16 protein-coding genes are annotated in these 19905 nt (G+C 38.6%); 7 read left to right on the top strand and 9 right to left on the bottom strand.

Annotated elements, in window-relative coordinates; all coding sequences use genetic code 11:
• Positions 1 to 478: 478 nt before the first annotated feature.
• From FC19_RS01165 to FC19_RS01140, 6 genes are all read right to left on the bottom strand, one after another.
• Positions 479 to 1183 carry a glycerophosphodiester phosphodiesterase gene (locus FC19_RS01165; protein WP_057875166.1) on the bottom strand — a complete coding sequence of 235 codons (705 nt, stop codon included), beginning with the start codon at positions 1181 to 1183 and terminating at the stop codon, positions 479 to 481.
• Between the two features lie 53 nt (positions 1184 to 1236).
• A complete protein-coding gene (locus tag FC19_RS01160) occupies positions 1237 to 2601 on the bottom strand; it encodes an ABC transporter substrate-binding protein (RefSeq protein ID WP_057875165.1) in 1365 nt (454 codons plus the stop codon).
• Positions 2598 to 3428, bottom strand: coding sequence for a carbohydrate ABC transporter permease (locus tag FC19_RS01155; RefSeq protein ID WP_057875164.1), 831 nt, complete (start codon positions 3426 to 3428; stop codon positions 2598 to 2600). Before FC19_RS01155 ends, FC19_RS01160 begins: the two co-directional genes overlap by 4 nt.
• Positions 3428 to 4387: a carbohydrate ABC transporter permease gene (locus FC19_RS01150; protein WP_057875163.1), complete on the bottom strand. Its 960-nt coding sequence runs from the start codon at positions 4385 to 4387 to the stop codon at positions 3428 to 3430. The genes FC19_RS01155 and FC19_RS01150 overlap by 1 nt, the downstream gene beginning before the upstream one ends.
• Positions 4344 to 5465: an ABC transporter ATP-binding protein gene (locus FC19_RS01145; RefSeq protein WP_057875162.1), complete on the bottom strand. Its 1122-nt coding sequence runs from the start codon at positions 5463 to 5465 to the stop codon at positions 4344 to 4346. The genes FC19_RS01150 and FC19_RS01145 overlap by 44 nt, the downstream gene beginning before the upstream one ends.
• Positions 5466 to 5676: 211 nt before the next feature.
• The gene (locus FC19_RS01140) at positions 5677 to 7116 is read right to left on the bottom strand and encodes an MFS transporter (protein ID WP_057875161.1); all 1440 of its coding nucleotides are present in this window, start codon (positions 7114 to 7116) and stop codon (positions 5677 to 5679) included.
• A gap of 302 nt (positions 7117 to 7418) precedes the next feature.
• Here FC19_RS01140 and FC19_RS01135 point away from each other — a divergent pair, with 302 nt between their 5' ends.
• The 4 genes from FC19_RS01135 to FC19_RS01120 all read left to right on the top strand — a co-directional run bounded on the left by FC19_RS01135 (position 7419) and on the right by FC19_RS01120 (position 11914).
• Complete coding sequence (locus FC19_RS01135) at positions 7419 to 10163, top strand: HAD-IC family P-type ATPase (RefSeq protein WP_057875160.1); 2745 nt, start codon at positions 7419 to 7421, stop codon at positions 10161 to 10163.
• Positions 10164 to 10402: 239 nt separating this feature from the next.
• Complete coding sequence (locus FC19_RS01130; RefSeq protein WP_057875159.1) at positions 10403 to 11071, top strand: class A sortase; 669 nt, start codon at positions 10403 to 10405, stop codon at positions 11069 to 11071.
• Between the two features lie 155 nt (positions 11072 to 11226).
• Positions 11227 to 11445 (top strand): CsbD family protein, encoded by a 219-nt coding sequence (locus FC19_RS01125; protein WP_057875158.1) that lies wholly within the window; start codon positions 11227 to 11229, stop codon positions 11443 to 11445.
• Positions 11446 to 11671: 226 nt separating this feature from the next.
• On the top strand, positions 11672 to 11914 hold the full coding sequence (locus FC19_RS01120; protein WP_057875157.1) for a GlsB/YeaQ/YmgE family stress response membrane protein: 243 nt from the start codon (positions 11672 to 11674) through the stop codon (positions 11912 to 11914).
• A 251-nt stretch (positions 11915 to 12165) separates the two neighbouring features.
• Here the strand turns inward: FC19_RS01120 and FC19_RS01115 are convergent, their stop codons facing one another.
• Both FC19_RS01115 and FC19_RS01110 read right to left on the bottom strand, forming a co-directional pair.
• The gene (locus FC19_RS01115; RefSeq protein ID WP_057875156.1) at positions 12166 to 12594 is read right to left on the bottom strand and encodes a universal stress protein; all 429 of its coding nucleotides are present in this window, start codon (positions 12592 to 12594) and stop codon (positions 12166 to 12168) included.
• 46 nt (positions 12595 to 12640) lie between these two features.
• On the bottom strand, positions 12641 to 14212 hold the full coding sequence (locus FC19_RS01110; RefSeq protein WP_057875155.1) for an Nramp family divalent metal transporter: 1572 nt from the start codon (positions 14210 to 14212) through the stop codon (positions 12641 to 12643).
• 215 nt (positions 14213 to 14427) lie between these two features.
• On the opposite strand from FC19_RS01110, the gene FC19_RS01105 reads away from it, so the two are divergent.
• Both FC19_RS01105 and FC19_RS01100 read left to right on the top strand, forming a co-directional pair.
• Complete coding sequence (locus tag FC19_RS01105; RefSeq protein WP_057875154.1) at positions 14428 to 15318, top strand: diacylglycerol/lipid kinase family protein; 891 nt, start codon at positions 14428 to 14430, stop codon at positions 15316 to 15318.
• Between the two features lie 79 nt (positions 15319 to 15397).
• On the top strand, positions 15398 to 16315 hold the full coding sequence (locus tag FC19_RS01100) for an aldo/keto reductase (protein ID WP_057875153.1): 918 nt from the start codon (positions 15398 to 15400) through the stop codon (positions 16313 to 16315).
• 225 nt (positions 16316 to 16540) lie between these two features.
• Here FC19_RS01100 and FC19_RS01095 read toward each other — a convergent pair whose 3' ends face one another.
• Positions 16541 to 19189, bottom strand: coding sequence for a cation-translocating P-type ATPase (locus FC19_RS01095; RefSeq protein ID WP_057875152.1), 2649 nt, complete (start codon positions 19187 to 19189; stop codon positions 16541 to 16543).
• 184 nt (positions 19190 to 19373) lie between these two features.
• On the opposite strand from FC19_RS01095, the gene mscL reads away from it, so the two are divergent.
• Complete coding sequence (gene mscL, locus FC19_RS01090; protein WP_057875226.1) at positions 19374 to 19739, top strand: large-conductance mechanosensitive channel protein MscL; 366 nt, start codon at positions 19374 to 19376, stop codon at positions 19737 to 19739.
• Positions 19740 to 19905 lie beyond the last annotated feature (166 nt).

The raw sequence follows: 19905 nt of genomic DNA, 5'->3' as shown, positions 1-19905 counted from the left end.
TCCTGTAAGATAGTACAACTGGGGCAAATTAAAATGCGACTTGTGGCTTTCCTTTTTCCCATTGCGACATCAATTTCAATAACATCATTTTCTTATCAAACAAACATCTCCTAAATTACCTAGCAGGAGGCTGTCCTAGGCTTATTCTCGGCTATTCTAATTTTCAAAACACGGTCAAACATACATAAACCTGAATTGCTGGGGATAATGGCGGTGATTGGTTTAGGCTGATTACGGACTCAAAGTCTAAGGGGGTATGTGTGACCTGCAGCACCATATATTTTACTATAACTCAAAAAGCTCTATAAAACTGGTTTAGTTTTACAGAGCTGATCTTAGTATGTTTTGATTCCGTATAAACGCGTTCCGTAAGTCAAAATTCTCCGGCTAACTTAAAATTTTACCGACTTATATCACACTTTCCGTATATTATTAATTTGGATTTAATTCAAAAAACAAACATGTTTTGCCAAGGAGATCAGACAACTTTTTGTGAGGAATAAAGCTTATTTTGCAGTGCTCTCATTTGTTCGAAATCATCGGTAATCAGACCATCAACTCCAGTTTCAAATATTTTTTGCGCAGAAATCGCATCATCAATAGTCCATAAGCGTTGAGGGACATTTACTTGCTGGTAATGTGGAAGATGTAGACCCGACAAGCCAGTTTCTTTAACGAACTTCTCAGCGTTAGGAACCTTTTTTTCCGTTAACCAGCAATATTGCTGGTTCGGGTCAATCCGATGGCATGTTTTCAAGGTCTCAAGATTGAATGAAGAAAAAATAACTGGAAAGTTAAGTGCGGCCTTCTTAACCATATTCAAGACTATTTCCTCAATGTGAGCATAGTGGTTTTTATCAGTTTTAAATTCCAAGTTAAGATGTATCGGTTGGTATGCGGCAATGTCCAAAAGCTCTGCTAGACTTGGGATTGGTTCAGAATTTTTGAGTTTGAACTTGCGTAACTCAGAAAAGGTATAAGAATGGATCTCTCCATTGCCATCAGTTGTACGATCAATCGTTTCATCATGCATGATCACCGGGATATTATCTTTGGTCAGATGGACATCAAACTCAAGTCCGTCGATCTGATGCTGGATGCTGTATTTGAAACCAGCAAGTGAATTTTCAGGAAATTTCTGCGGGTAACCGCGATGACCGAAAATTAAAGTATGTTTTAACATAGATAGCTCCTTTAAAAATGTATTTTTTGAATGTAAATAATTCTTTAGGCAAACTAATTTTTAGCCTTATTAGCTTTATTAGCAGACTTCACAGCGGTATTCATTGACTGTTGAGCCTCTGTTAATGCTTTTTGAATATCTCCACCATTGTATATCTGTTCCATCGCCGTTTGAATAAATGTTCGTTCCTGAATCAGCCCTTGCATGAAAATACCAGAATTGGTTGTGTTAGGCATTGTTTTACGCAACTGATCACTGGAAACTTTGCTACTAGGATAGCGGTGATAGAGTTTTTGCAGAACCGCTTCTTTTTGCGAATCTTGATTAAGTGCAAGATAACCAGTAGAAACCTGCCAAGCGGCTTGATTTTTAGGTGTCATCAGATATTTAATGAAGTTCCAAGCTCCACGTTGTACTTGGGCAGATTTATCATTTGAAATCCATAATGATGCTCCCCCAATTGATACCCCGTTTGCTTTTTTATTGTCTGGATGTGGGTAGTAAGTGACACCAATTTTATCTTTCGTTCCTGCAGTCAACTGGCTTATGCTTGAAGATGACTGCAAAAACATTCCTAGTTTTCCTGCCAAAAACCCGGCCATCTCGTTGGCAGAAGCATTTGAACCTGATCCATAGTTCATGAAAGCATCGCTTTTGATATTTGTTTGAATCCAGCGCATAGCTGCAACAGCTGCTGGATTATCAAAGCTGACAGAAGTCGGAGTCCCCTCATGTCCATCGGCATTGTTAGCTAAGGCCACACCAGAATTAGCGAGGAACTGTTCGAAGAACCAACCGTATATTTCGATGCTTAATCCCTTTACTTTCTTACCGGATCGTTGATAAAGTTGTTGAGCAACCCGAGTTATGTCGCTATAACTTGGATTGATTGGTGGTGGTGTTATTTTGTATTTTTTTAACAAACTAGCATTATAATACAACACTGGTTGCGATGTGTTAAATGGCATTGAAAGCTGACTTCCATTCTTTGAATAAAAGGCCCGTGCAACGGCTGAAATTTTGCTGACATCATAATTATTTTCATCGATAAATTTTTGAACAGGGGTTGTGTAGTTACTGCTGGAGATCTGATTGGTTGAAATATCCATGGACTGAAAAAGTGCAGGAGAAGCATCTGTACCATGGGTATTTAAAAACTTTTGGACTACCTCATTGTAATTCCCTTCAAATTGTGGAACGATCGTATATTTGTTTTGCGATTGATTGTAATTGGCGACAAACTTATTAAGTTGTTCCTGAGCTGGGCCGGTCATTTCATGCCAGAAAATGACCTTTGTACGTTCAGCGGCGTTCACATGTGTATTTAAGAAAACGAGTGTCAGAGCTAATGCAAAAGCTGACAACAATAATTTTCGGATAATGGGGCAACCTCTAGATAATCTGCAAAAATGTTTCATTTTAAGGCTCCTTCATTTAAACCATTCTTAAAAAAGTGCTGACCAAAAAATAAAACAACTAGGGTTGGAATAACCACAATGGCGGCACTGGCTTGGATCATCCCCCAATTATTGAAGGATTCTTGAGATTGCAACTGCCGTAATCCGTCTTGAACTGGACGAAAGTTGTCGCTAAAGGTAGTCAGCATAGGCCAGAGATATTGATTCCAGCTTGTAAGAAAACTGTATGCTGCAAGAGTATAGAGGCTTATACGCGAGTATGGCAAGACAATTCTTGCGTAGATTTTCCAGTGTGACAACCCTTCGATGTCAGCAGCTTCCTTTAATTCACCTGGTATCTGTAGGAATGATTGCCGCAGCATGAAGGTTCCAAAGGCTGATGTCAGGAAAGGAATAATCATTACTGAGTAATGATTCAACAGATTCAGGTTGCGAACAGTTGTGAAGTTGGGAATTACTTCGGCCTCAAAGGGAAGCATCATAGTTGCCAAAAAAGCATAGAATAATAAGTTGCGCCCTTTGAATTTCAAAAAAACAAAAGCATACGCGCTTGTTGAACAGAAAAAAAGTTGGCTAAGCATGGTTAAGAGCGAAATGATAAAACTATTGAGCAAATAACGGATAATAGGTGTTTGTGTAAACGCAGTTACATAGTTATCTAAAGAAATATGTGTGCTCCAAAGCGATCCTTTTGAAATATCTTCGGTAGGGAGAAGACTTGTCCAAAAACCGATAAGGAAGGGGATGAGTATAATGGCTGCTAGAATAGTTAAGACAATGTAGCGCAGCCAGAGTTCTTTTTTTGATTGTTCTGTAATATTAAGCATTAATAGGTCACCTTTTTCTCTAACAGCTTAAATTGTATTAATGTAAACAATGCGATAATTATGGCAAGAATAACAGATTGAGTGCTTGCAGAGCCGTAATTGCCGCTTAGAAAGGCATCTTGGTAAATACGATATACCAGCAAATTGGTCGCATTATTCGGCCCTCCAGCAGTCATCAGATCAATTAGACCAAAACTCTTGAAGGATTCTATGAGTGTGATGATCGAAATAAAGAAAATAGTAGGAGATATCATTGGAAGTGTGATATGAAAAAACTGATATGATCTGGAAAGGCCTTCGATCTCTGCTGCTTCATAAAAAAACTTAGGAACAGATTGGAATGCACCAAAAAAAATTAAAAAAGTAAACCCTAAATTCATCCAAACAGTCGAGATGATCACCGCGGTCATAGCCCAACTGGGTTGTGTCAGCCAATTGATCGTCGGAAGATGGAAAAAGGAGGCTACTTGATCAAGCAGCCCAATAGAGGGATTAAAGATGAACAACCAGAAAATAGCTGCAACGGAAACTGAAACCCCCATTGTTCCCGAAAAAATAGTTCTAAAGATATTAATACCAGCGATTTTTTTTGAAGCAGTTTGAGCCAGCAATAATCCGAAAACGAGTGTCAATATTGAAACCGCAATAACATAAATGAGTGTTGCTGTGAGGCTGTCAAGATAAGCACTTGAGGTCAGTAAATTGATGTAGTTGCTGAAACCCACAAAAACAGAGGGATGCCCTAAACTATTTGTTAAAAAGAAGCTTAAATAAAGTGTGCGCATCATGGGATAAAAAACAAAAATGCTTAGGATTACTAAAGAGGGACCTAAAAAGAACCATGCGTAAAATTTATCATGCGCATTTACATCATAGCTGCTCTTTTCAATACTTTGTGTTTTTAAAGTCACACTTTTATTGGATAATGGCTTGAGTTTCCTGTTTAGAGGTTCTTCCATTGTTCTGAACTCCTTTCATGAATGAAATGGTTTTACCAGAATGATCGAAAATGAAAAATTTGTTTTTTGGTCTGATTAGAACTCGTTCATTAGAATTGAGATCAATTTTTTCTGAGGTTACGACTCTGATTTCTGCGCTGTCATCAAGTTTGATGTATATGATAAATTCGTTTCCTAAATATTCAACACTTCTGACAAAGGCATTGGTTCGAGTGACGTGGGTGGTGAGGTCAAAGTCAACTGGACGAACTCCGACAAAATAGTCTCCTGCCGGTAAATCGAGCGGTGATTGAAAAGTAAGAAAGGGATCGATTATCAGTTGCTGGTTATGTGTATGCGGACAATGGGCTTTTAGAATGTTCATTTGTGGTGTTCCAAAAAAAGTACCAACAAATGAATTAGATGGATGCTGATAGATATCTAGCGGTGAACCGACCTGCTGAACTTGTTGATTGTTTAAGACCATAATACGGTCAGCCATAGTCATAGCTTCAATCTGATCATGAGTAACATAGATTAGAGTCAGTCCGAGACGCTGTTGTAATTCACGGATTTCTGAACGCATTTTCCCACGCAATTGTGCGTCAAGGTTAGAGAGTGGTTCATCCATCAGACAGATTTTTGCATCACTGGCAATTGCTCGTGCTAACGCTACACGTTGTCGTTGACCACCTGATAGTTCACGGGGCTTTCGAGTCTTTAATGCTGTCAAATCGACTAGCTCAAGAGCATGTGCAACTCTTTTTTTAATCTTAAGTTCTGGCATTTTGCGTGCTTTAAGTCCAAAACCAACATTAGCTTCAACATCAAGAAAAGGGAACAAAGCATAATCTTGGAAAACCATTGTTAAATTACGTTCTCGTGGGGGCAGGTTTATTACAGAGCGGTTATCGATCTGTAAATCGCCGCTTGAAATGGGTATGAGACCGGCAATCATTCGCAACAAGGTGCTTTTACCGCAGCCAGAAGGCCCAACGATTGCGAAAAATTCACCGGTTTCAATTTTTGTGTTAATATCTTTTAGAATCCAATTCTTGTTATCATATGTTTTAGCAATGTTTTTTAACTCAATAGACATGTGCTCACTCCTTATGATTTCTGTTACGGTCCCAGTATAGGTGTTGAATGTAATGTTGTTGTGTTTTGCATGTAACGAATGAGTAAAAAACTGATTTATGAGGGTGGGTTTTTTTATAGAAATAAAAAAACTTTCTTTGCCAATGCTAATCAAGGATTATAGCTATGGCAAAGAAAGTTAAATGTTTATGAATGAGGCGAGTGGACTCAGCTTAGCGGATAATTTTTTTGTTAGGGTCTAGTATGTTTAACAATAAAATAATAACAAACAGCAGGTTAACAACACCAAAAACAGCATGTAATGAATTAAGAATAATTGGTGCAAATATTTTCTGATAATGTGTGTTGACCTGATTAGTTGAACTGATGAAGCGGTTGATTGCTGCGAACTTTACGTCATGTAGTTGGAACCTAAGAAAGAGATTCAAAACAGCACCATAAACACCGATCATTAGAGTTTGACCAAGTGTTCGGCCTAGAGTGATAATTGCTGTCGCAGATCCTAACAATTTTTTGCTGACGAGATGCTGGCTCAGCATAATATTTATACTGATGACGATCCCCATACCGAATCCGCTGATTGCAGCAATGATATAAAAACCCCAATACGGGAATGAAGAATTAATAAAAAGCAATGCAAGATATGCAAGAAACTGGATCGAAACAACCGTCAAAATAATGTTTTTGGGTGAAAATCTTTTAAGTAATCCTCCAACAAGAAATGAAGCAAACAGCCACATAACCGAGCTTGAGGTAACAACAAGGCCAGAGATGGTTGCAGGAACACGATAGAGAGACTGAAGCCAAATAGGAAAATATATTTGATATCCGATAAGTATGCCGCTGAGAAGAGTTGAAGTAATAACCTGAATTGAAAAAGTCGGGTTTTTAAATATTTTAAATGGAATCAGCGGATCTGAGACATGTTTCTCCTGCTTAATGAGTAAGAAACAGCTTAGCAATGAGATAATAAACAAAATGGCGGCAAGCCATATATTGGCGTCGATCTTTTGAATACCAATCAGTAAAGAGATTAGCGAAATTGAAAGCCAGCAAATACCATACCAATCGATAAGTAAACCAGTTTTGACAGTCAGGGTTTCTGTGTACTTGAAAGTGATGACTAGAAAAATGAGAACACCAAGTGGGACATTGACGAAAAAGACCCAGTGCCAACTAAGTGTGTCGACTAGAAAGCCTCCAAGCAGAGGGCCGAGCAAGGCCGAGAGCCCCCAAGCAGTATTATTAAATGCCATAATTTTGGCACGCTTTTGAAAAGAGTACATGTCAGCAATGATAGTAAAGGTCAATGGAATAATAGAGCCTGCCCCTAGTCCTTGTAGAGCACGTGCTAAGATCAAAAAAAGAATAGATGGAGATAGACCACTTAAAAAAGATCCTAGGGTAAAAAGAATTACTCCAATCTGAAAAACCCTTTTTCGCCCCCAACTATCTGCTAATTTTCCATAAATAGGAGTGGTTATAGCAGTTGTCAGCAAGTAGGTACTCATGATCCAGCTTTGGTAGGCAAGCCCATGCAACTCACTGATAATTGAGGGGAGTGCAGTAGTGACAATTGTTATCTCCACGGAGGTCATGAAAGTCGCAATGAAGATTGCAATCATGATCCAATTTCGTGCCTTGTTTTTCATAAAGTGACCATCCTTTGTTTATTTAGCGATTCTGAAAAAAACCACTAGATTATTATTTAACAAAAATGTACTGATATCAATCAAATTGAATTGATATTAGTTAGTACTCAATTTCTGTAAGCCAAAAAAGTTCTCATTCCATAACGGGATAAGTTATAATATATCTATATAATTCACTCTTTTTTAGGGAGTATATTAGCTGTGATAATAAATTGATGGAGGTGTAGAACATCAAGTGTAAAAAAATAGCATACCATATACCTGATCGATAAAAATACTATAAAGATAAAAAGGATGGTTTTATGCAAGAAGAAAAGCAAAAAAATTTAGTAGAAACAAGCAACGACAGCGACGACTCTGGACCTGGACAGCGTCTTTGGAAAAAGAAAACAGAAGAACTTGAGACAGAGTTCAAAACGGATTTAAAGCAGGGATTAACTGATGCAGAGGCCGAACGCAGGCTTAATGAAAATGGTAAGAATGAACTAGTTTCTAAAAAGACCTCTAATTGGTTGCTGTTTTTTAAACAGTTTAACAACAGTATTACTTATATCTTAGCTGCAACGGCTGTTGTGACCCTTCTGTTGCGTCATTATCCGGATTCAATCGTTATTGGTGCTGTAATTATTGCAAACGCGCTGGTTGGCTTTTTTCAAGAAGTCTCAGCAGATAATGCACTTAATAAGATTAAAGAACTTTTGGTGTCTGAATGTTATGTCATACGAGATGGGCATAAATTGGAACTGCCTTCAAAACAAGTGGTAACTGGTGATATTATTCATCTTGAAGCTGGAGATGCGGTTCCTGCGGATTTACGTCTAGTTTCGGCAGACAACATGAAAATTCAGGAATCTAATTTAACCGGTGAGACTGATTCTGTTAATAAAACTGAAGATGCGATTGAACTTGATGCATTACCATTGGCGGAACGAACGAATATGGCTTTTGCTTCGACTTCAGTTACCAGCGGTTCAGGCGTTGGGATTGTTGTGGCTACAGGTACAGAGACGGAAATTGGACGCATTCAACAGGATGTGGTCGATGTAAAAGGCAAAGCGACACCTTTAATGCAGAACCTGAATAAATTAGGATGGGCGCTTTCACTAGCTATTGTTGCTGTAGCAGTTATTTTGTTTGTTTTAGGAGCTTTTCTTCAAGTGTATAGCTTGCCTACACTTTTGATTGCAGTAATTACAATGATTGTCGGCTCGATGCCAGAAGGTATGCCTGCAAGCGTATCGGTTGTCTTAGCAATGGGGACAAGAAAGTTGACACGCAAGAAAGCTATTGTTAAGACCTTGCCTGCAGTTGAGACACTAGGTGCGGTTAATATTGTGAATACAGACAAAACGGGAACACTGACAAAAAATGAGATGACCGTCACTGATATTATCACTTCTGATGGTCAATATACTGTTTCAGGTGTAGGATACGATGCAACTGGTCAGATTTTAAAAGAAGACGGCGAAGAGGTTGAATGGAAGAAAAATGCGGAATTAAAGTGGGTAATTGATATTGCAGGTCAGACAACTGATGCTTCCTTTCATGAAGAAGACGGACAGTGGGTGTTGACAGGCGAGCCAACGGATGGGGCATTAACGGGTCTGTTTCATAAGTTTACAGGGACAGCCCCTTCTGTTGAAGAGATCGACTCATTACCGTTCGATTCAGCCTTTCGATACTCGGCAAGACTGGCACTTCTGGAGGATAAGAAGGTGCTGATGGTTAAGGGCGCACCGCAAACTCTTTTCGAAAAGATGCAAAAGCATGGAACTCAGATTGATAAGCAAAAATGGTTGACGAGAATGGAACAGCTAACGAAACAAGGGAAACGCGTGGTGGCGCTGGGATATCAGATTGCAGATGACCAAGCAGATGAAATAATTACAGCAGATATAGGACGCAATTTCCATTTGATTGGAATGGTGGGTATCATTGACCCGCCGCGTCAGGAAGTAGCTTCTGCGATCCGCAAGTTAAGGTATGCAGGAATTAAAGTGAAAATGATTACTGGTGATGACCCTAATACAGCAATGGCGATTGCTAAGCAACTGGAATTGGCTGATAATGTCAACGCAATTACAGGACCAGAGCTAGATAAAATGTCCGAAGAACAATTGGCAAATGAAATCGATAAGTACACGGTTTTTGCGCGGACAACCCCTAGTGATAAGCTGAAAATTGTCAGAGCGCAGCAGCGAAGAGGAAATGTTGTCTCAATGACAGGTGATGGTGTCAATGATGCACCAGCATTGAAGCAAGCGGATATCGGAGTTGCCATGGGAATCAAAGGGACTGATGTCGCCAAGAGCTCAGCGGATATGGTTTTAGCAGATGATAATTTTACAACGATATTAACGGCTGTCAAAGAAGGACGACATATTTTTGACAACATTCGTAAAACAATTCGTTTTCTGTTGCCGACAAGCTTCGCAGAGGGTTTGATTGTTGTCATGAGTATTTTATTAGATCAAACAATGCCGCTTTATCCGACACAGTTATTGTGGATAAATATGGTGTCTGCACTAACGATTCAGTTTGCGTTTATTTTCGAACCGGCTGAAAAGGGAATAATGGCACGTGGTCCGCGAAAAGTTAATCAAGGTATTTTAACCAGAACAGATGTGATTGAAATTGCTTATGTTTCACTGCTCATCTCAAGCTTAGGTATGATTGCTTATAACATAATGACCATGCAGGGGATGTCAGAAGTCGTTGGAAGTACGATGACATTGAATGTGATCGTTTTTGGGAAAATTTTCTATCTCTTTAATATGCGTAACAACCACCCAGTATTTTCAAGATATTTCTTCCAGAATAAGATGGCGTTTTATATTATAGCTGTTTTACTGGTTTTACAGGCTGGGATAATATATTTGCCGTTTATGCAAGATATTTTCCATACAACAGCGCCTGGTTGGTTAGCCGGTTGGGGTGTGCCAATATTAGCAGGAATAATTGTTCTGATCGTTACAGAATTGGTCAAATATGCGCGTGCATACATTTATAGTGTCTCATTAAAAAAAGAGCAGAGAAGTTCTAAATAAGTGAAACGATGTGCCGTAAGAGTGTAACAAAATCAATAAAAAAGGAAATCGTTAGTTTTATATAACGTTTCCTTTTTTTATTGTTATTCAAAATGAGAAAAAACAAAACAGGGTTTGATCTTGTGGCAGCTCCAAAGTTGCTCGTTGGTTAAAAGCACATGATTGTGCGAGAATGTAAATGTAAAAGAATGTGCATTTGCACTTGATACAAGTTTATTCAGACAAGTAGGGAGCGAATTATGAAAAAAAAGGTGATAGATTCAATAAAAATTTTTCTATTGATCTTACTATTAGTGATTGGGCTGGCTTTAGTTTTCAACGAGCAGATCAAAGATAAGATCATTGATAATATGACACATACGGCATTAAAGAGCAAACCACAATCGCTTGCTAAAGCGCAAAAAAAGAAAACGAGTTTTGACTTTAAAAAAGTTAAGCCGGTTGGTGCTTCTGAAGTAAAGGAGGCGTTGACGGCCGATAAACAAACGATTGGTAAGCTGGCTATCCCAGCAGTAAAGTTGAAGCTGCCAGTTTTTTACGGCATACGTAATGAAAATTTATTACGGGGTACTGGAACTATGAAAAAAGAGGAGAAAATGGGACAGGGAAATTATGCTTTGGCTGGGCACCATATGAGTAATCCGAACATCCTATTTTCTCCGTTAGCAAAGGTGAAAAAAGGTAACATGATTTATTTGACCAATGGGAAAAGAGTCTACGAGTATCGTGTGACGGATAAAAGAGTCGTTGATGCGTATCAAGTACAATGGATTGAAGACGTACCTGGTGAAAAACTCATAACGTTAGTTACATGCCTGACAGCGAAAACAGGAGAAAATAATCGGATCATAGTGCGCGGTGAACTGCTTAAAAATGTTCCTTTAAAAGAAACAAAAGTTTTTAGGTGATCTTTTGAACGTTTATAAGCCTTGAGCACTATTATTGCTTATAATATTATTCAATGTTACGATTTTATTAGAGGTTAGAGAACATTTTGTGATTTGTTGTCTATTGTGACAGTTAAAGTGTTCTCTTGTCCTAAATTTTGAAGGGGGTTGCTGCTATGAGTCAAGAAGAAAAAGTTGATAGCGCAAAAGATAAAGTTGCAGGTAAGGCAAAAGAAGTTGAAGGTAAAGCAACCGGCGATAAGGCTCGCGAAGCACAAGGTAAAGCACAAGGCGTTCTTGGTAAAGCAAAGGATAAGTTAAGCGATGCTAAAGATGCTGTCAAAGATGCTGTTGATGATTTAAAGGACAAGGTTGATAAAAAAGGTAAGGACTAGGTCGTTCCCGAATAATTAATCGATTAGGAATGAGTTATGTATTGAGGCCTTAAGGCTTGGTTGTGATTTTCAAAGATAGCGTGTCTTAAAAGTCAATCTTTGACGTCTTTGTGACACGTTCTTGAAAGTTGCTTGCTGAGTACGGTTGTAGGGCAATGCTTCTAAAAGTCTTGTCCTGTTTGTTTTGTGAAAAGATTAGAAAATTATTTAGATAGGGGGAGTTTTAATGCATTGGTTATGGGTATTGATTATTGGTGCAATTATTGGCGCACTTGCAGGTGCGATCACGAATAAAGGTAAATCGATGGGGTGGATCAGTAATATTATTGCTGGTTTAGTCGGTTCTGTTGTTGGTGAAGCTGTTTTGGGCTCTTGGGGTCCGCAAGTAGCAGGAATGGCTATTATTCCATCAGTTATAGGTGCAATTATCTTGGTTTTGGTAGTGTCATTCTTCCTTTCGAGATCTTAACGGGAGTTTGACTTTAAGGCTTCATGACCAGAAATGGTCTGTGGCTCTTGCTGCGAATAAAAGAGACTGGAAACAAGGCAGGTTGAGGATAAAGTCTCATGTTTTGTTTTCAGCTTTTTTGTAGCGATACACGATCAAACTAAGTAAAATAAAAACATTCCCAAAGTTTAGATGAAAAACTTTGGGAATGTTTTTATTTTGAATCAATTTTTTGATTTTGCTTACAAGTTTTAAATTAAGATGCTGTTTAATCAGCGGATAACTAAAACGGAAATAGGTGCATACTTAGCCATGTATGCGGCCTGGCTTCCAAAATGCTTAGCTATTCCCTTTTTAGATTGTGAGCCGATAATAAGTAAATCTGGTTCTACATGCGGAATAACATCTTTGACAATTGTTTCACCTGCTTCACCTTCAGCAACAACCGCACTGACTCTTTCAACCCCAGCTGTCTGTGCTTCATGTTGATACTTCAAAATATGTTTTTCCAGATCTGCATGCTCACCATGAATATAATCTTTATCTAGAGCTTCAAAAACATTCATCTCATGGCTTTCAAGGACTGATACAATAATTAACTCTGCATTATCATTTTTAGCTCTTCTGATAGCGTAACGGAAAGCTAAAAGAGCATCGGCAGAATCATCAACACCTACTAAAATCTTTTTAAAATCTTCCATAGTATTAATTCAACTCCATTCTTGGATCCGATATACGGTATTACAGTTATTCAGACGCTTTAAGCTTGGCAGCAACACGTTTATTACCGCGATGCAAATCGTAAATCGTCCAAATTAATAACGCCAAAACAGCAACAATTAAAACATATGCAATCTTATCGGCGAAAGCTAATTGTGCCTTAGATGCGTTGTCACCGAAGAAAGCTTCGATTTGGTCCGGTAACCCCTTCATATTGAGGACTGTTAAGGAAATTACGGAGAACCAGCCTAAGATATTTATCCAAAGTGCATTTTTAAAACGATTTCCCATTTCAATCCGACTGTTGGTCATCATCAATAACGGAAGCATCGAGAATGGCAAGGCGAAGGCTAGAAAAACTTGCGAATTGTTCATTAGGTTGTTGAGTGCGGTATGCTCAGCAATTGCGCTTTGTCCGCTCGTCATGCTAACACAAATTAGCACAGGGATAACCGATATCAGACGTGTCACTAAACGGCGCAACCATAAAGGCATTCTCATATGAACAAATCCTTCCATGATAACTTGACCAGTTAAAGTACCCGTAATGGTCGAGTTTTGACCTGAAGCCAAGAGCGCAACAGCAAATAATGTTGATAAAATACCGGAACGGGCAACGCTTATCAAAAGACCATTACTTAAGGTCGAAGTATCAGATAAAGCTTGGAAAAGTCCAAAGAATGAGGGATCTTTTACTGCACCAGTCTTAAAGACGGCAACACCCATGATTAGCAAGAGCGAATTAACAAAGAAAGCTGCTGTCAGCTGAATGTTTGAATCCCAAGCAGAGAATCTAACTGCTTGAGCAACTTCTTCTTCTTTGCTGTGATCGATTTTACGAGTTTGAGAAACTGCAGAGTGCAGGTACAAGTTATGTGGCATAACAGTAGCACCAATGATACCTAAGGCACCTGTCAAGGGAGTCTCGCCACCAACACTTTTTTTACTTGAGAATGTGTCAGCAGTTGGAATCAATCCTTTGATGACGCCACCCCAGTTGGGATCAGACAAAGCTACTTGATAGACAAAAACAACTAAAATAACTAAAATCAAGCAGACAACGATTGCTTCGATCTTCCGAAATCCAATTTTGGTTAATAAGAGCAATAGTAAAACATCAAATACAGTAATAAATACAGCAATAACTAAAGGAATATGAAACAGAAGGTATAAAGCAATTGCGGCCCCAATAACTTCAGCGATATCGGTTGCCATAATAGCTAATTCGGTTAGAATCCACAACACAATACCTAGTGATTTACTGGTTCTTGCACGAATTGCCTGTGCGAGATCCATCTGGCTCACAATACCAAGTTTAGCTGCCATGTATTGAAGGAGCATCGCAATCAAACTTGACATTAGGATAACGGACATTAATAAATATTGAAAATTTTGTCCACCAGTGATCGAAGTTGACCAATTACCTGGATCCATATAGCCGACAGCAACAAGTGCACCTGGACCGGAGTAAGCAAACAATGTTCTCCAGAATCCTTTTCCCTTTGGAACTTCAACGGTACTGTTAATCTCTTCTAGCGAAGGACCATTAGCATATTCTATCAGCTTATGTTTCCTTGGCTTTGAATTATTTTCGCTCAATTTAAATACCACCTTTCAGATTTCCTGAGCACAGAAACTATTGTACACCAAACTGTACGTATTGAAAACATTTTTTAGGTTTGCCTCATAAAATAAAAAAACCCAAAAAATTTTTTTTGGTCGAAGGCCAAAAGGCCGAAAAGAGGAACCTTGCTATTATATGTGGTATCTTGAGATTAAAAGAATGCGCCATAAATAAAGAAAGGGGAAAAGTAATGCGACAAAAATATATGCTCTTTTTTAATCCGCGTGCGGGAAATGGTAGGGCGCAGCAAATAGCTGATGATATTCAGGGTAAATTACGATTAAAGGGACAAAAGGTCGAACAATTATCAGCAGGGAGTCGTGAAGAAGCTATAAAAAAGCTGCTAATTGAATTGCCTCAAATACGTGGGTTGATTTGTATTGGAGGTGACGGAACACTTAACGCGGCTTTGACAGCGTTTGTTCGTGCTGGGAAAAGTGTTCCAGTTGGGCTTATTCCCAATGGGACAGTTAATAATTTTGCTCAAAAATGGGGAATCCCATTAAACACAGACAAGGCTTTTGAAGTCATTCTGGATAAAAACCTGCAATCAGTAGGAATAGGTAAATGTAATGGGCAGGCGATCGTAAGTTCCTTGGCTTTTGGTAGTTTGGCAAATATTTCCAACGATGTTCGGCAGAGTGAAAAGAAAAAATATGGTTTGGCAATTTATGGGTGGAATGCAGTTAAAAATTTGCGTCGCAACCATTCCTATGAGACAGAATTTTATAACGATCTTTTTTCTTTGCCAGCCAAGGTATGGTTCTGCTTAGTGACCACGACTAATTTTATTGGTGGACGTCAATATCTGGGGACAGGAAGCAGCGCTCTTCATGTGACAATGTTAAATAATATGAAAGTCAGCAAGTTGTTAAATTACGGCTATTTTGCTTTAACTGGCAACTTGCGCAGATCAACAACATTGACCTCATTTGATTTGAAAAAAGTAATTATAAAAACAACTGACGGCAAAGCTGCAGGAACAAGGATTGACGGAGATCCGGGGCCAAATCTGCCGGTGAGAATTGAGTGGGTACCTAAATTTGTTCCATTCTTTATGCCAGCTGAAAAAGTACTGTAATCTTCACTTGAGCAGATATGTTCCAATGCCATTGAAAGAGGTTTTATAATGACAATAGATCTTTTGAAGGAGGCAGCTAATGACAGAGAAGGTAAAGATAGGTAAAAGTGATGTCATAACATCAAAATTAGGGTTGGGTACTAATAAGGTCGGTGGACATAACCTTTTCAAGAATTTAAAAGATGAGAATGGCTATGCAGTTATAAAAACTGCCTTAGATAGAAAGGTTTCTCTCTTAGATACGGCGTATGCCTACGGCCTAGGCCGTTCGGAAGAAATAATTGGTGACGTACTCCAAAACTATGATCGTGCACAAGTTGCTATTGCAACCAAAGCAGCTCAAGATAAACAAAATAATTTAAAGAATAACAATTCTCCCGCTTTTTTGAAAAACGCCGTAGATGAAGCTCTTAAAAGACTCAAAACGGACTATATTGATATTTTTTATATTCATTTTCCAGATGAGAAAACACCAAAGGATGAGGCCGTCGGGGCTTTGGCTGATTTGAAGAGAGAAGGAAAAATTAGGGCTATAGGTGTTTCAAATTTTTCACTTGAACAAATAAAAGAGGCCAATAAAAACGGTGAAGTTGATGTTGTAGAGGATAACTTCAGTTTAGTTCATCGAAACGCAGAAAAAGAGCTTTTTCCATATTTAGAAAAAAACAATATCGCTTTTGTACCTTATTTTCCATTAGCAGCTGGACTGCTAACGGGAAAGTATTCTCTGAATGACCAAAATAAATTTAAGAATTTTTCGGGAACACAGTATAAAACGATTATTGATAATTTAGAAAGAGTGCGCAAGATAGCCACAAGGTATAACGCAACAGTTGCACAAATTATTTTGGCTTGGTATATGGATTCACCAAGCATAGATATTGTTATTCCAGGCGCGCGTACGCAAGAACAGGTTTTAAGCAATATCAAAGCAGCAGATATCAATTTAAGTCATGACGATTTCACAGAGATTGATCGAATGTTTTCGACCTTTTAGATAAATAAAAACCAAGGGCTAGTTCAAAACAGAAGTTTTGAACTAGCCCTTGGTTTTTCAAGCTTACATTACATAAATTAAGATATATTCACTAGTTAGATTTAGTTTGTAATAGCCATACCAGCAAGCCTTCTATTAGGCAGATGTCGAACACTCATAGATTGAGTGTTCTGACTAAACTATAAAAGGATACTGTTTTTTTGCGCGGAACTTTGTTGAGTAAGTTTATTTTTTCAATAATAACCGTTGGAAGAACTTGACGATTTCAACGATAACTAACATCATTAACCCACCAAGTAGAACGACTAGCCATTGCTGAGGAGCAAGGGGGGTAACTTTGAATGTATCATTGAAGGCTGGAACGAAGATTGTTGCAAATAATAATATTCCAGAAATCAAAATCGACCAATTAAACATTCGATTGTTAAACAAGTCTTTTCTAAAAATTGATCCATGGATCGATTTTGAGTTGAATGCATGGAATAATTGTATTAAACCAAGTGTTGCAAAAGCCATCGTCAAAGCGTCTGCATGAATCAACGCATATGAACTATGGAACGGGAAGGTCAGCGCCAATTGATAAACCCCAAGTGTTAATCCACCTTCAAGCAGTCCTTGATAAAGGATACTTGACATCACTCCGTCACCGAAGAAACTGGATTTATTTCCACGTGGTTTATTCTTCATCATATTAGCTTCGGCTTTTTCAACTCCAAGTGCAATAGCTGGGAATGTATCTGTCACAAGATTTATCCATAAAATCTGAGCGGGTGCGAAGATATCCCAACCAAGCATTGTCATGAAGAAAAGAGTGAGAACTTCACCGAGATTAGCTGATAAAAGATACTGGATAGCCTTTTGAATATTAGCAAAGACTTTGCGCCCTTCCTTGACTGCAACAATAATCGTTGCAAAATTGTCGTCAGCAAGAACAATATCGCTGGCATTTTTCGAAACTTCAGTACCTGTGATACCCATCCCAACACCAATGTCAGCTGTTTTAAGAGCGGGTGCATCATTAACGCCATCACCGGTCATCGCAACTATTTTTCCTTTTTTCTGCCATGCTTTAACAATCCGAACTTTATGTTCTGGAGCAACACGTGCGTAAACAGAGTACTGATCGACAGTGGCGTCTAACTGCTCTGTAGAGAGCTGATCAAGTTCATTTCCTGTGATAACACCGCTATTTCCTTCGTCGATGATCTGCAGACGCTTAGCAATCGCAGTTGCGGTATCCTTATGGTCACCAGTTATCATGATTGGACGTATTCCTGCATTTTTAGCTTCTGCAACTGCATCTTTTGCCTCAGGCCTTTCAGGATCGATCATGCCGATCATACCGACAAAGATCAAATCTTTTTCAATCTCAGAAGACTCATAATTGATAGACGTGTCAATGTTTTTTGCAGGTGCATAAGCAAAAGCCAAGACACGGAGGGCCTGTTGTGCAAGCGCGTGATTGGTATTCAAAATTTGGTCGCTGTCTTTTTTGGTGAATGCACGTACTTTCCCATTTTCTTCAATCTTGGTAACACGTTTCAATAATTCATCCACGGCACCTTTTGTCATAATCAATTGTTGATCATTATTTGAGACGACGACGGACATTAATTTTCGTGTCGAATCGAATGGAAGCGAAGTAACACGCGGGAATTCTTGGGTAACTTCGTCGACAGGCAGATCTTTATTCAGATAGTACTGGATAAGAGCTGTTTCAGTAGGGTCTCCTACGAGGCCTTGATCTGATTCCTGGCTATCATTAGCAAGGATCATGATTTGAGCCAAATGATTTTTAAGGCTGAGATTGGCTTGACGGGCATCCTGCAAGAGAGTATCTTGGTAAATCTTTTCAACCGTCATTTTATTTTGCGTCAGTGTACCGGTTTTATCTGAAGCGATGATTTCAGTTGTACCTAGAGTTTCTACGGCAGGTAATTTGCGAATCAATGCATTCCGCTTGGCCATTGCTTGAGTTCCTAAGGCCAGAGTAATTGTAACAATCGCTGGTAGTCCTTCTGGGATAGCGGCAACAGCTAATGAAATAGAAGTTAAAAGCATTTCAAGTATAGAAGCACGCTCGGCTACAATACCGATAACAAAAACAAGGGCTGCTATGACTAAAACAAGAACACTCAATATTTTACTCAAATGGATAATACTTTTTTGTAGAGGTGTAATTGATTTGTCAACGCTGTTCAGCATATTAGCAATATGGCCAACCTCGGTTTGCATACCGGTTGCAGTAACGACACCTTCACCGGTTCCATAAGTGACATTCGTGTTCATGTATCCTAAATTATGTCGATCACCTATAGGGAGTTTTTCTGCTTCGATAGGAAGATCATTTTTATCGACTGGAACAGACTCACCGGTCAAAGCAGCTTCTTCAACTTTTAAAGAGTTGGTTTTGATAAACCGCAAATCGGCAGGAATAATATCACCTGCTTCGAGTAAGACAATATCACCGGGAACAAGCTCAGAACTTTTGATAGTTTGGATTTTCCCGTCACGTCGAACGCGTGAAGATGGAGTAGTCATTTCTTTGAGGGCGTTGATAGCATTTTCTGCTTTAGCTTCTTGAAAGACCCCGAAAGCAGCGTTTAAAATAACTACTAAGAAAATGATCACGGCATCAGAAGCATCGCCTGCAAAAAAGGCTATTACCGCTGCCATCATTAAAATGATGATCATTAGGTCTTTAAACTGACTAATGAACTTTTGCAAGAGAGAAGTGCTTTTTTGTTCAGTTAAAGCATTTTGACCGAACTTTGTCAGTCTAGCTTTAATCTCCTTACCTTTGAGGCCTTGATCGGTTGTTTTCAAATCGGTTAAGACTTTAGCGGACGAGAGCTGATGATAGTTTTGTGTCATTTTGGATAATCCTTCCTTTTCTTTTCTTAAATGTAGCATAGTACATGTGAGTTAGGAAAGTTTTATACTCGCTCTTTTGGGAATTTCTAGCTAACGAGAGGTAGGATAAAAGATTTGAAAAGTTGAAAAAATTGATATTTTTTGTTAAATTAGGTTAGAATATGCATATAGGGGGGCATTTGTGTTGATTAAAGAATTCAAAGAATTTATTGCGCGCGGAAATGTGATCGATTTAGCTGTTGGTGTCATTATCGGTGGAGCGTTTACTTCAATTGTAAAATCTTTAGTTGATTATCTTATCAATCCATTGATCGGTATTTTTATTGGTGGAATTGACTTTTCAGACTGGGTTTTCAGAGTAGGGGATGCTACATTCAGATTTGGCAGCTTCATCAATGCGGTGATTAATTTCTTGATTGTTGCATTTATTGTCTTTTTGCTGGTAAAGGGAGTTAATAGATTCTTGATCCGCAAGAAGGAAGAGGAAGCTACAGTTACTACACCAGAAGTTCAACTGTTGGAAGAAATTCGTGATCTGCTTAAAAAATAAGCAAATTGACATCTGAAAAGTACTAGAAGAAATTATTTTTTGATTAATTAATTCATTGATTAACAGGTCTTGCCGCAGAACTTAGGTCTTGCCGCAGACCTGTTATTTTTTTTTTATATCTGCGAATAAACCACAAGTTTTACTTGTGGGGGTGAAAAAGCTTCAG

The sequence above is a fragment of the Liquorilactobacillus aquaticus DSM 21051 genome (assembly GCF_001436755.1).
Lineage (GTDB): Bacteria > Bacillota > Bacilli > Lactobacillales > Lactobacillaceae > Liquorilactobacillus > Liquorilactobacillus aquaticus.
Note: the sequence above shows the minus strand (reverse complement) of the source record. Positions and strands in the feature narration are given on the sequence as shown.

Coding starts and splice junctions, on each gene's coding strand:
- FC19_RS01105 (WP_057875154.1), top strand. CDS start 14,428: ATGCGACAAAAATATATGCTCTTTTTTAATCCGCGTGCGGGAAATGGT.
- FC19_RS01150 (WP_057875163.1), bottom strand. CDS start 4,387: ATGGAAGAACCTCTAAACAGGAAACTCAAGCCATTATCCAATAAAAGT.
- FC19_RS01145 (WP_057875162.1), bottom strand. CDS start 5,465: ATGTCTATTGAGTTAAAAAACATTGCTAAAACATATGATAACAAGAAT.
- FC19_RS01165 (WP_057875166.1), bottom strand. CDS start 1,183: ATGTTAAAACATACTTTAATTTTCGGTCATCGCGGTTACCCGCAGAAA.
- FC19_RS01120 (WP_057875157.1), top strand. CDS start 11,672: ATGCATTGGTTATGGGTATTGATTATTGGTGCAATTATTGGCGCACTT.
- FC19_RS01155 (WP_057875164.1), bottom strand. CDS start 3,428: ATGCTTAATATTACAGAACAATCAAAAAAAGAACTCTGGCTGCGCTAC.
- FC19_RS01125 (WP_057875158.1), top strand. CDS start 11,227: ATGAGTCAAGAAGAAAAAGTTGATAGCGCAAAAGATAAAGTTGCAGGT.
- FC19_RS01140 (WP_057875161.1), bottom strand. CDS start 7,116: ATGAAAAACAAGGCACGAAATTGGATCATGATTGCAATCTTCATTGCG.
- FC19_RS01095 (WP_057875152.1), bottom strand. CDS start 19,189: ATGACACAAAACTATCATCAGCTCTCGTCCGCTAAAGTCTTAACCGAT.
- FC19_RS01135 (WP_057875160.1), top strand. CDS start 7,419: ATGCAAGAAGAAAAGCAAAAAAATTTAGTAGAAACAAGCAACGACAGC.
- FC19_RS01160 (WP_057875165.1), bottom strand. CDS start 2,601: ATGAAACATTTTTGCAGATTATCTAGAGGTTGCCCCATTATCCGAAAA.
- FC19_RS01100 (WP_057875153.1), top strand. CDS start 15,398: ATGACAGAGAAGGTAAAGATAGGTAAAAGTGATGTCATAACATCAAAA.
- FC19_RS01115 (WP_057875156.1), bottom strand. CDS start 12,594: ATGGAAGATTTTAAAAAGATTTTAGTAGGTGTTGATGATTCTGCCGAT.
- FC19_RS01130 (WP_057875159.1), top strand. CDS start 10,403: ATGAAAAAAAAGGTGATAGATTCAATAAAAATTTTTCTATTGATCTTA.